Consider the following 11,875-nt stretch of genomic DNA (forward strand, 5'->3'; position numbering starts at 1 on the left):
ATTTACTGGAGGTTTTAATATTGAATAAAGAATGGCAAGATTTTAAAACTGGTAATTGGACAGATGAAATAGATGTACGAGATTTTATACAAAGTAATTATACCCCTTATCTGGGTGATGATTCATTTTTAGAAGGGGCAACAAAAAATACAATAAAACTTTGGGATAAAGTATCTGAATTTATGAAAGAAGAAAGAGAAAAAGGAATACTAGATGCAGATACAAAAATAATTTCTACTATAACTTCCCATGATTCAGGATATATTGATAAGGGTTTGGAGCGTATTGTGGGGCTTCAAACTGAAAAACCTCTTAAAAGAGCTATTATGCCTTTTGGTGGTATAAGAGTTGTAAAAGGATCTTTAGATGCTTATGGATATGAATTAGATAAAGAAACTTCAGCTATATTTGATAATAGATATAGAAAAACACATAACGATGGAGTATTTGATGCTTATACTGATGAAATGAGACGTGCAAGACGTTCAGGAGTTATAACAGGTCTTCCAGATGCTTACGGTAGAGGAAGAATAATTGGAGACTACAGAAGAATAGCTCTATATGGTATAGATAGATTAATAGAAGAAAAAGAAAATGAAAAGAAACAATTAAATATGGACTTTATGTCAGCAGATGTTGTTAGACTTAGAGAAGAAATTTCCGAACAAATATATGCTTTAAAGGAACTTAAAGAAATGGCAGCTAAATATGGATTTGATATATCACGTCCTGCTAAAAATTCTATAGAAGCTGTACAGTGGACATATTTTGGTTATCTTGCAGCAGTAAAAGAACAAAATGGTGCTGCTATGTCACTTGGTAGAGTATCTACATTTTTTGATATATATTTTGAAAGAGATTTAAAAAATAAAACTATAACAGAAAAAGAAATTCAAGAAATTATGGATCATTTTGTTATGAAATTAAGAATGGTAAGATTTTTAAGAACTCCTTCTTATGATGAGTTATTCTCAGGAGATCCTACTTGGGTTACAGAAGTTATAGGTGGTATGGGTATAGATGGAAGAACTCTTGTAAGTAAAACAAGCTTTAGAATTCTTCATACATTATATAATATAGGCCCTGCTCCAGAACCAAACTTAACTGTACTTTGGTCAGAAAGACTACCAGAAAACTTCAAAAAATTTGTTACTAAAGTATCTATAGATACAAGTTCGATTCAATATGAAAATGATGATTTAATGAGAGAAACTTATGGTGATGATTATGGAATAGCATGCTGTGTTTCAGCTATGAAAATAGGCAAACAAATGCAATTCTTTGGAGCACGTGCAAATCTTGCAAAAGCTCTCCTATATGCTATAAATGGTGGTAAAGATGAAAAAAGCGGTGCTCAAATAGGCCCAAGATTTGAACCTATTACTTCAGAATATCTAAATTATGAAGAAGTTGCAGAAAAGTTTGATCTTGTAATGGATTGGCTATCACAACTATATATAAATACTCTAAATATAATTCATTATATGCATGATAAATATTCATATGAAAGAATACAAATGGCACTTCATGATAAAGATGTAGTAAGAACTTCAGCTTGTGGTATAGCAGGATTATCAGTTGTAGCAGATTCATTATCTGCAATTAAACATTCTAAAGTTAAGGTTATTAGAAATAGTGAAGGTCTTGCAATAGATTACGAAATAGAAGGTGAATATCCTGCATTTGGTAATAATGATGACAGAGTAGATAAAATAGCTACTTCTATAGTAAAAGATTTTATGAATAAGCTTAGAAAGCATAAAACTTATAGAAATTCTATCCCCACCTTATCTATATTAACTATTACATCAAATGTAGTATATGGTAAAAAAACAGGAAGTACTCCAGATGGTAGAAAAGCTGGAGAGCCATTTGCACCAGGTGCAAACCCAATGCATAGTAGAGATACAAATGGAGCTATAGCATCAATGGCATCAGTTGCAAAAATACCTTATGAACATTCAGAAGATGGTATTTCTTATACTTTCTCAATTGTGCCAAAAGCTCTTGGAAAAACAATAGATGATAGAACAAATAACTTAACAGGCCTATTAGATGGATATTTCCATGATAAAGGTCATCATATAAATGTAAATGTATTTGATAGAGAAACTCTATTAGATGCAATGGATCACCCAGAAAAATATCCTCAATTAACAATAAGAGTATCAGGATATGCAGTTAACTTTATTAAACTTACAAGAGAACAACAATTAGATGTAATAAATAGAACATTCCATAAAAGAGCTTAAAGTTAATATCTTTATCTCTTAATAGGAGGTGTAAGTTTGAATATAGAAGGCAACATTCATTCAATAGAAACATGTGGTACAGTAGATGGACCTGGTGTAAGATTTGTAGTATTTACTCAAGGTTGTCCTTTAAGATGTCAGTATTGTCATAATCCAGATACATGGAAAGTAAATGATGGCAAAAAAATATCAGTAGATGAACTTATGGAAAAAATAATTAAATATAAATCATATATGAAATATTCTGGTGGTGGTGTCACTTTAACAGGTGGCGAACCACTACTCCAACCAGAATTTTCAAAAGAATTATTTAAAAGATGTAAAGAAGAAGGAATTCATACAGCCATAGATACATCAGGGTTTATTCCACTTGATAAAACAAAAGAAGTCTTTGAATATACTGACTTAGTATTACTTGATATTAAATCATTTAATCCTATTTTATATAAAGATTTAACAGGGGTAAATAATGACCCTACTATAAAACTAGCTAAGTATTTATCAGAAATAAATAAACCTACTTGGATTAGATATGTATTAGTTCCAGGTCTTACTGATAAGGATGAAGATATAAAAAATTCAGCTAAATTCCTCTCCCCTCTTAAAAATATAGAAAGAGTAGAACTACTTCCCTTTCATAAAATGGGAGAATATAAATGGGAAGAGCTTGGATATGAATATAAATTAAAGAATACCCCTACCCCATCAGATGAAATGGTAGAAAGAGCAGCTCATATATTTAAAAGTAAAGATGTAAATGTAGTTTATTAAAGAACCTGTGGTCAATTTTGACCACAGGTTCTTTAATATATTATTTAAACTCTTTTCTTAAATCATATTCCACCTGAGCTATTAAAGATATAACGAATATAACAAATAAAACAATATTATATTCAAATAAAAATTCTATATCTTTTTCTATATAACGACCTTATTTTCATTAATTTTATTAGTTTTATTATTTTTATGATTAAATAACTTATATAATAGATTTTTTATCATAATAGATCACATCCCGGCATACTATTTCCTTTTATTTAACTTTAAAAACCATATTCCTATAGCAGATGATAAGATTAATATAGCATATACAAAGTATTTTATTTCATCATATGTGATATAATTAAGGGTTACTGCTATAAATGATGTTATGAATGATAACCCTAAAATTATTTCTAAGCTCAATATAATTTTTTTTGGTTTTATCATAGTATCACTTCCCTTTATAATTACTCTTGTCTAAGTGCCTCTAACACACTTATTTTTGCTGCTTTGTTTGCTGGGTATAATCCTGATAATACTCCTACAATTACAGAAAAAATAATTGCAAATAATGCTAGCCATATTGGAATAGATGTAATATTATTTTCAAGACCATTCATGAATATTTTAGCTACAGTATTGATTATAAATGATAATATATAACTTAGAATTAGCCCTGCTATTCCACCTAATAATCCTATAAACGTAGCTTCATATAAAAATTGTTTTCGTATATCTTTTACTGACGCTCCTATTACTTTGTTTACCCCTATTTCTTTTGTTCTTTCATAAGTACTCATTATCATTGTATTAGTTATACCTACAGCTGCTACAATAAGAGCTATACTTCCTATTCCTCCAAGAAACAGTTGTAAAAATTTAAACACACTACCTACTTGTTCTATCATATCTTTTGTAGAATAAGCCATATAACCTTTATCATTGATTTCTTTTGATAGTCTATCTATCTCATCCATATCATTAGCTACTACTCTAATATTAGAATAGCCTTCTTTTTCTATTATATCTCTAGCATTTTGCTTTTCTTCTACAATATCTACTAGTTCATCTATATCCATTACAGCAGAATAATCTTCTGCTCCTCCAGTAGATTTTAATATTCCTGTAATTCTAGTTCTATATTTCTTTGAAGTTTCCTCTTCTACTTCTGAGATGCGATCTGAAAAGCTAATGGAAGAAGAACTTCTAAGTAAATCTTTTTCACTTTCATTAGATATTTGTTCTGAAAGGCTTGAGCCTAATAGAATAGAGTTATTCCTTGGAAAACGTCCTTCTTCTAATTCATATCCTAATTCATCTATCTCCTTTGTATCTATACCTGTAAAAGTAGCTGATATAGTTTCTCTACCTATATTTAATTCACCATAAGTCTGATATATGGGAGTAACTGCTTTTACTCCTTCTAACTGCTTTAATTCATTTACATGTTCTTTTTTTAATATCTTTACACTATCTCCTTCATTAGGTCCCATATTAACTCCAGGATAAACTTCAATATTAGTCATATTTCCACTTTCAAATTCTCCTGTAACACTTTCCTCTAGTCCTACTCCTAAAGAAACCATAGTTATTATTCCTGCTGTACCTATCATAATCCCTATAAGAGTTAATATAGTTCTAAGTTTTCTTCTCCACAAACTCGTCCATGCAAATTTTATTATATCTTTATCTATCATATTATCCACCACTAAAATCCAAATAATCCTTTGATAAATCTAATAAATGCATTACCTTCTTCTTTGTTATTAGAATTATCAATATTTTCCCCTGATTTCACATTATATTTTATCTTTTTTTCTATTTCTGTATTTTTATTAAGTCCATCAATATAGCTTACTTTTACATTTATATTCTTTTTACCCTCTTTATCAAATACTGTATTAAAAGTATAACTATCAAAATCACCACTATTAAAATTACCTAGATATTCTGTATAGTTATTTTGTCCTTCTCCTTCTACAGATACAGTTACTCCTTTAACTTCAGTTATAGAATTGTTTACTATATTTATAGTTGATTCTACTTCTTCTCCTATAGATATATCTCCATAATCACCTTTACCTAAAACTTTTATACTTTCTTTTTCAGATAATAATATCCCTATAATTTGATCTTCAGTATAAACTTTCCCATTAGAATCCATATAAGATAAAGAGACCACTAAATTATAATTTCCTGGTTTCATATTAGGTGAAGAATATAAATCATACACTACTTCTTCTTTTTTATCAGCCTTTATGAGAGAAATATATTTTACATTACTTTGATTTATAGGAGAAAAATTATTTAATTTCACTTGTTCTTCTTTTGATTGTATTTCTCCTGATTGCATATCTTGTATTTCTTCTTCTACTTTATCTTTTAATGTTAATTTAACTTTTCTTGCATGATATTCACCATAATTATTTAATGTTAGTTTTATTTTAAAATTTTCTCCTGGGCTAATTTCCTCAGGTTCTATTTTATATTCTGAAATTACTACTGCAGGACTTTTAGGTGCTGCATATATATTAGTTGATACTAAAAGAATTGTCATTAAAATTATTAAAATAGTTACTACATTTCTTTTCAACATATCATTTCCTTTCATCTTTTATTATTTTTCCATCATGAATAGATATGATTCTATCACAATTATTTGCAACATTTATATCATGAGTTACAATAATAAAAGTAACTTTATTTTCTTTATTCATTTTAGTTATAAGAGATAATATTTCCTTACCTGTTTCTGAATCTAAATTTCCCGTAGGCTCATCACATAAAACTATTTCAGGATTATTTACAATTGCCCTGGCAATACTCACTCTTTGCTGTTGCCCTCCTGATAGTTCACCAGGTTTATGACTTTTTCTATCATCTAGTCCTACAAGTTTTAAAGCATGAGTTGCCATATCTTTTCTTTTATCTTGTTTTACTCTTGCATATATAAGAGGCATCATCACATTTTCAAGAGCTGATAATGTAGGATTTAAATTAAAGGATTGAAATATAAAACCTATATTATTTCTACGAAATAAACATAAATCATTTTCAGAGTAATTTGTAATATCTTTATTTCTAATTTTAGCTTTACCTTTTGTAGGCTTTACTAGCCCTCCTGTCACATTTAATAATGTAGACTTTCCTGATCCAGAAGGACCTATTAATGCTGTAAGTTCACCTTTAATTATATTTAAATCTACCTCATCAAGTGCTTTTACTATGCTTTTTCCCATCTTATAATGCTGAGATACATTTTTAAGTTCTATTATATTTTCCACCAAATCACCTTTACTGAACCATATTAGATAAATTACTATTTATCATTGCAGATCCTACTGTAAATAATGTAGTAACAATAAATATTCCTACATTTATTATTAGACTTTTTTTCATTGATAAATTAAACATCACTTTTATACCTATGATTAAAAGAACTAATTGCCAAATAGACCAAATGTTAACTACAGATAATATACTATCCATAGTAGTAGTATCTGCAGATGGATTTAAAAACAAACTTTGAATTAATCCAGCTATTGATACTGGATAAGATGCTACTATAACTACTGCAAACATTTCTTTAAATTTTCCTTCACCTTTAAATAACTTAATAAATACATATCTAAAAAAAGCAGAAATTAAATATGTAAGTCCGAGTATTAGAACTGCACCAAGTATAACAAAAACTGGTGAAGAAAAAAAACCAACAATATTTTCTGTAATTTCTAATTCTTCTCCACTCAATCCTTCTAAAGCTTGATTTTTTATTTCATCCGTTTTTGAATTTGTAATCATAGCAGTAATCGCTGATAAAATAGTAATCATTATAAAGTGAATCAAAGCCTTAGGATTTTTCTTAAATTCCTCAAAAAATCTGCTTGGCTTTACTATGTACCATTTAATCTTTTGTACTAAACTAACTTTCTCATCCTCCATCATTAATTCTCTCTCATTTTCTTCATTCATACCAATACACTCCCTTTAATTTTTATTAACAATTTATTACTATATATTAGTTCTATAATTATTCCATTATTCCTTTAATTTGTTATCTTTTTAATATAATTGTAATATAATGTATTTTACAGATGGAATATAAATATAACTAATAGAAATACTGCAAATATGCTTAACAACTTTATTAAAATACTTATGATATCGTGATTTTTAAAATTCAAATTTAGCACATCCTTATTTTTCCTATATATAGTCATAGTATTATATTGATATATATTTTACAATAGATAATGGACGAACGACAATTTTATCAGTATGAATGACAATTTGAGTATAAAAACACTCCAAACTTTTTATTTTGGAGTGTTTTTTCTTTTTTCTATTAAATCATATATGAAATTATAAAGCACAACTCCACCCATGACTACAATTGCCCTTGGAATAAATGACTCTGGAGCTATAAAAGCTAGAAATCCAATATAAGGAATAAAAATTATATCACTCTTTTTCATGTTTATCCTCCATATTTTATTAATTTAAATCCTCATCTATCATATTTAATCCTACTTTCTACTCCTATCTTTTATCAAATATTCTATTATCAAATACAATGGAAGAAATAAAATTAATAATTTAAGTCTAGATTGTAGAGTAATTGAAGAAATTATTATTAATACTATTAGAAACAATTTAAAAAATATATCATAATTATTCTTTTTCATTCAAATACCACCTATATTAAGCTTTTATAAAAAATTAACCTACCTTTTATTTTCAAGTATATCTTTATTAACTGTATGGAATTCTTTAGAAATCATTTTATTTGTTAAAATAGAAGGTAAGATAAATAAAGCTGAAAATATAAAGCTTTTTATATTAAATTCACTCATATTTATATAGATTATAGCTTCAGATACATATAGAATAGATAATCCAATTGTGAGTAAAATACCATCTCTAAAATATACTTTATTAGCTAATTTATTATCTTTGTAAAAAAGATTCAATTTAATATAATTCAAGTATTGATATATTATAATGCTATAAAAATGATAATATAATATATTATATTTAATACTATCTGTAATTATATGAGCTATTGTTGGCAGGGTAAATTTACTTATAAAAGCTTCTCTATCTACTCTTATTGCTTTAGATTCTAATCCTAATTTTTCTGCCCCTTCAACTATACCCTTTATATTTGTTCCTTTTTACATCTTAACTATAAACAATTACATAACTTTTAATTTCTTATCTATACATATCCTACCAATTTAAAAATAACTTGTACATAGGAAATGGATAAATAGTAATCTAATCCGTATAAATAACATTTCTAAAGAGTAAAAAATGTCATCTATAGATTTTTCATATTTATGGAGTGAACCCAAAACTTTTGAAATATTAGATAAGAATATTAACAATTATTGATTTTTCCCTTTCATATAAATATTGAGACTGCTATAGCTATAGCAGTCTCAATATTTATAAAATTTTCTATTAAAACATAATCCTAAATTTAATGAAATTAGAAGTATATTCATTCCTATATTCATTTTCAACTAAAATTCTTATATTATATTTATTTAATCTCTTTTTCACATTATAAAGACCATATCCCCTACCCTTTTTCTTTTTAGTGGAGAATTCTTTTTCAAAGAATTTTTCTATTTTTTCTTTTTCTACTTTAGGATGTTTGTTACTAACTTCTATAATATCATTACCATATTTTCTTAAAAATTTCACTACAACTACATTGTCTTCTACTTCTGTTTCAAATGCATTATCAATTAAATTTCCTAATACTTGAATCAATTCATAGCTTTTTAATTTTGTATCTATCATAGGATTTTCTATTACAATGTTAAATTGAATATTATTTTTTTCTGATTCTTTTTGTTTACTGAACAAAAATCCTGCTAATATTTTATCTTTTAATTTTATAAGATTTCCTAAGTCATTTATATTTTCAATTTCTGAAGTATATTGTTTAAGAGATTCAACTACTTCATTATTATTACTATTAGAATATATAATTGAGTTTATAGCTTGGATATGATTGTCAAATTCATGTTGCTTTCTTCTTACCTCACTAATTAGATTATCTATAATAGGCAAATTTCTCTTATACATTTCTAGTTCTCTAGCTTCATATTCATTTCTTATACCATTTTTAATTACTATAAAATATATAAATATTATACTTAAAGATAAAATAGAAAGATCAAGAAAATTATTTAATAAATTATCTATATCTAATCTCCAATACATTAAAATAATAATTAAAATCATAAATATATTTGCTAATAAAATTATAGCAATTTTCTTTTGTTGATTTATATATGTTAATAATACATGTATTTTAATCTTATAAAAAGTAAATATCACTATAAAAATAAATATTATCTGAGAAATTAATCCATAAAAAAACTTATATTCTATATTACCAATAATTATATTTAAAATTATTAATGATATGTATTGTATAGTTAATATTAATACAGTAGATAGAAACCAAATTTTAAATGTAAATACTAACCCCTTTCTATAAGTTAAATATATAACGATGTATAAAAATATAAGAACAAGAATTGGAATATATTCAATAGGAATAATAATTTCTATAACTGACATAATTAAAGAGTATAAAAAAATATAAATAAGTGATTTTTTAAATATTTTATATTGATTTTCTTCTCTAAGTAAACCCAAGGAAATAATTATAAACCCTAAAACATCAAAAATAGATAATATAAATGATTCAAAAACTGTCATTGTAATAACTCCATTACTTGGTTTTTATATTTTCTGCTTACAGGCATATATTTAGCGATATTTTTAAAATGTAAAACCCATTTAGTTCTATCTATTTTAGTAATATATTTTTTATTTATAATATAGGACCTATGGACCCTAATAAAATCATCATTTAATATTTCTATTAATTTATTTAATGTATAGGTCTTAATTTCATATTCATCATTTAAAGTATGTATATATATTCTTTTAAGTTGAGATTCTATATAAATAATTTCATTCATTGGTATAATATATGTTTCTTCTTTTTGATTTATAGTTAAATTATTTTCTTGGTGATTTTCTGTGAAGCTTTGTATAATAGGGGCAAAAATGTTCTTTACTTTCTCTTTCTTAAAAGGCTTTGTAATAAAAGCATACGAATGAATTTCTCTAAATGCTTCTAATTCTTCATTTATCATAGATGTTATAAATATTATAGGAGTAATTATGTATTTATTTAATTTTCTTAGCTCTTGTCCTAATTTAATACCAGAATAGTCTTTTAAACCTATATCTAATATAAATATATCTATGTTACTCCTTATAGAAATATCAAGAGCTTTAGATGAATATTCTGTAGATATAATTTCTATGGAATCATCTATCTCTCTTATTATTTTTATTATTGAACTTCTAATTAATTCATTATCTTCTACGATTAATATTTTACTCATAACAGCTATCCCCCTTTTGTTAAACATTAATCTATATCACCATACAAATTATAACAAAAATTAGTATTATAAGCAATTAACTTTATTAATTAACAAATTATATTTTTATTATCATGAATAAATTTCATTCTTTTTAAAATTAACTATAAAAAAACTTTGAAGACAGTATCTTCAAAGTTTTATCTAACAATATCTTGATAATCTATTGTTATATTTATTTTACAATAGAAATCTCTATCTATATTCTTAATAACATCTATTAAATCATTTTTAAATTCTTCTTCAAAAAAGTTTTTTCCTATTTTATTACCATCAAGTGATACATCAAATATAATACATTTATAATTACCTTTATCTATTATATTAAAATCATGTATTGAATTTATAAGGTAATTATCTTTTAATTCTTTTCTTATTTCCTCTATTATTTTTTCTCTTGTTTCTGTTTCTAGACCTATTGGGTCCATATGAATAACAAGATCAATATCATATTTTTCTCCTAGTTCCCTTTCAGCTTGATCTATTATATTATGAATTGTAACTACGTCTATATCAGGTGGTATCTCTGCATCAATTGTAGCCATTGTTTTTCCTGCTCCATATTGATGAACTTTTAAATCATGTACCCCTAATATATTATCATATGATAATACTCCTTCTAATATTTTTTCTATTAGATCTTCACTTGGAGCTTCTCCTATAAGTTCACTTACTGCTTCTTTTATAAGGGTAAATCCTGAATAAAATATCATAATTGCTACAACTATTCCAATATATCCATCTATGGGAAAGTCAGTTACAAATGATAATGCAAGTGATAATACTACTATAAGTGTTACAAGTGAATCCCAAAGTGAATCTATTGATACTGCTTTTAGAGCATTAGATTTTATTTTTTTACCTAAATATTTGTTAAATGAACTCAACCATACTTTTACTACAATAGATATAATAAGAAATACAAATAATAATAATCTAAATTCTACTGGTTTTGGATCAATTATTCTATCAAATGATGATTTTACAAATTGAACACCTACAAACATTATAAGTATTGCAATAGTAAGAGTAGTTATATGTTCTACTCTTCCATGACCATAGGGATGATTCTTATCAGGTGGCGTATTTGAAAGTTTAAATCCTACTATTGTCATAATGGAAGAAGCTGCATCTGCTAAATTGTTAAATGCATCTGCTGTTACAGCTATTGATGATATTATTATGCCTATTACAAGTTTTAATATTGCAAGTAGTGTATTTACAATTACTCCTACTATTCCAGAAATATAACCTACTTTTTCTCTTGTATATTTATTGTTATAATTATTATTTTTCAATGTTTTTTTTAATATGTATTCTGTTATCATTTCTCCTCCAATAAATCCTTTTTATAATCAAATAACATTATAATATAATTGAGAATTT

At 25.8% G+C, this 11,875-nt stretch carries 13 protein-coding genes and 1 pseudogene; 2 read left to right on the forward strand and 12 right to left on the reverse strand.

Features of this window, described 5'->3' with window-relative positions:
- Window positions 1-20 precede the first annotated feature (20 nt).
- Complete coding sequence (gene pflB / locus D3Z33_RS03590) at window positions 21-2,252, forward strand: formate C-acetyltransferase (RefSeq protein WP_160196411.1); 2,232 nt, start codon at window positions 21-23, stop codon at window positions 2,250-2,252.
- 36 nt (window positions 2,253-2,288) lie between these two features.
- Window positions 2,289-3,023: a pyruvate formate-lyase-activating protein gene (pflA, locus tag D3Z33_RS03595; RefSeq protein WP_201750420.1), complete on the forward strand. Its 735-nt coding sequence runs from the start codon at window positions 2,289-2,291 to the stop codon at window positions 3,021-3,023.
- Window positions 3,024-3,275: 252 nt separating this feature from the next.
- On the opposite strand, the gene D3Z33_RS03600 is transcribed toward pflA, so the two are convergent.
- From D3Z33_RS03600 to D3Z33_RS03650, 12 genes and pseudogenes are all read right to left on the reverse strand, one after another.
- Window positions 3,276-3,461 (reverse strand): hypothetical protein, encoded by a 186-nt coding sequence (locus D3Z33_RS03600; RefSeq protein WP_160196412.1) that lies wholly within the window; start codon window positions 3,459-3,461, stop codon window positions 3,276-3,278.
- 20 nt (window positions 3,462-3,481) lie between these two features.
- On the reverse strand, window positions 3,482-4,711 hold the full coding sequence (locus D3Z33_RS03605; protein WP_160196413.1) for an ABC transporter permease: 1,230 nt from the start codon (window positions 4,709-4,711) through the stop codon (window positions 3,482-3,484).
- 11 nt (window positions 4,712-4,722) lie between these two features.
- Window positions 4,723-5,625, reverse strand: coding sequence for a COG1361 S-layer family protein (locus D3Z33_RS03610; RefSeq protein WP_207708346.1), 903 nt, complete (start codon window positions 5,623-5,625; stop codon window positions 4,723-4,725).
- Window positions 5,612-6,289 (reverse strand): ABC transporter ATP-binding protein, encoded by a 678-nt coding sequence (locus tag D3Z33_RS03615; protein WP_347561209.1) that lies wholly within the window; start codon window positions 6,287-6,289, stop codon window positions 5,612-5,614. Before D3Z33_RS03615 ends, D3Z33_RS03610 begins: the two co-directional genes overlap by 14 nt.
- Window positions 6,290-6,308: 19 nt before the next feature.
- A complete protein-coding gene (locus tag D3Z33_RS03620) occupies window positions 6,309-6,986 on the reverse strand; it encodes a Yip1 family protein (RefSeq protein ID WP_160196415.1) in 678 nt (225 codons plus the stop codon).
- A 344-nt stretch (window positions 6,987-7,330) separates the two neighbouring features.
- Window positions 7,331-7,489: a hypothetical protein gene (locus D3Z33_RS03625; RefSeq protein ID WP_160196416.1), complete on the reverse strand. Its 159-nt coding sequence runs from the start codon at window positions 7,487-7,489 to the stop codon at window positions 7,331-7,333.
- A gap of 51 nt (window positions 7,490-7,540) precedes the next feature.
- Window positions 7,541-7,699, reverse strand: coding sequence for a hypothetical protein (locus tag D3Z33_RS03630; RefSeq protein WP_160196417.1), 159 nt, complete (start codon window positions 7,697-7,699; stop codon window positions 7,541-7,543).
- Window positions 7,700-7,738: 39 nt separating this feature from the next.
- Window positions 7,739-7,984, reverse strand: a complete 246-nt coding sequence (locus D3Z33_RS16645; RefSeq protein ID WP_243153402.1) for a hypothetical protein — start codon at window positions 7,982-7,984, stop codon at window positions 7,739-7,741.
- 66 nt (window positions 7,985-8,050) lie between these two features.
- Window positions 8,051-8,176, reverse strand: a pseudogene (locus D3Z33_RS16890) (hypothetical protein); the annotation flags it as partial.
- A gap of 301 nt (window positions 8,177-8,477) precedes the next feature.
- Window positions 8,478-9,752, reverse strand: a complete 1,275-nt coding sequence (locus D3Z33_RS03640; protein ID WP_160196418.1) for a sensor histidine kinase — start codon at window positions 9,750-9,752, stop codon at window positions 8,478-8,480.
- Window positions 9,749-10,450, reverse strand: a complete 702-nt coding sequence (locus D3Z33_RS03645; protein WP_160196419.1) for a LytR/AlgR family response regulator transcription factor — start codon at window positions 10,448-10,450, stop codon at window positions 9,749-9,751. Before D3Z33_RS03645 ends, D3Z33_RS03640 begins: the two co-directional genes overlap by 4 nt.
- Window positions 10,451-10,629: 179 nt before the next feature.
- Window positions 10,630-11,817: a cation diffusion facilitator family transporter gene (locus D3Z33_RS03650; protein WP_160196420.1), complete on the reverse strand. Its 1,188-nt coding sequence runs from the start codon at window positions 11,815-11,817 to the stop codon at window positions 10,630-10,632.
- Window positions 11,818-11,875 lie beyond the last annotated feature (58 nt).

Origin of the sequence: Senegalia massiliensis, from assembly GCF_009911265.1 — a bacterium.
Lineage (GTDB): Bacteria > Bacillota > Clostridia > Tissierellales > SIT17 > Anaeromonas > Anaeromonas massiliensis_A.

Coding starts and splice junctions, on each gene's coding strand:
- D3Z33_RS03630 (WP_160196417.1), bottom strand. CDS start 7,699: ATGAAAAAGAATAATTATGATATATTTTTTAAATTGTTTCTAATAGTA.
- D3Z33_RS03625 (WP_160196416.1), bottom strand. CDS start 7,489: ATGAAAAAGAGTGATATAATTTTTATTCCTTATATTGGATTTCTAGCT.
- D3Z33_RS03645 (WP_160196419.1), bottom strand. CDS start 10,450: ATGAGTAAAATATTAATCGTAGAAGATAATGAATTAATTAGAAGTTCA.
- D3Z33_RS03600 (WP_160196412.1), bottom strand. CDS start 3,461: ATGATAAAACCAAAAAAAATTATATTGAGCTTAGAAATAATTTTAGGG.
- D3Z33_RS03610 (WP_207708346.1), bottom strand. CDS start 5,625: ATGAAAGGAAATGATATGTTGAAAAGAAATGTAGTAACTATTTTAATA.
- D3Z33_RS03650 (WP_160196420.1), bottom strand. CDS start 11,817: ATGATAACAGAATACATATTAAAAAAAACATTGAAAAATAATAATTAT.
- D3Z33_RS03605 (WP_160196413.1), bottom strand. CDS start 4,711: ATGATAGATAAAGATATAATAAAATTTGCATGGACGAGTTTGTGGAGA.
- D3Z33_RS03640 (WP_160196418.1), bottom strand. CDS start 9,752: ATGACAGTTTTTGAATCATTTATATTATCTATTTTTGATGTTTTAGGG.
- D3Z33_RS03620 (WP_160196415.1), bottom strand. CDS start 6,986: ATGAATGAAGAAAATGAGAGAGAATTAATGATGGAGGATGAGAAAGTT.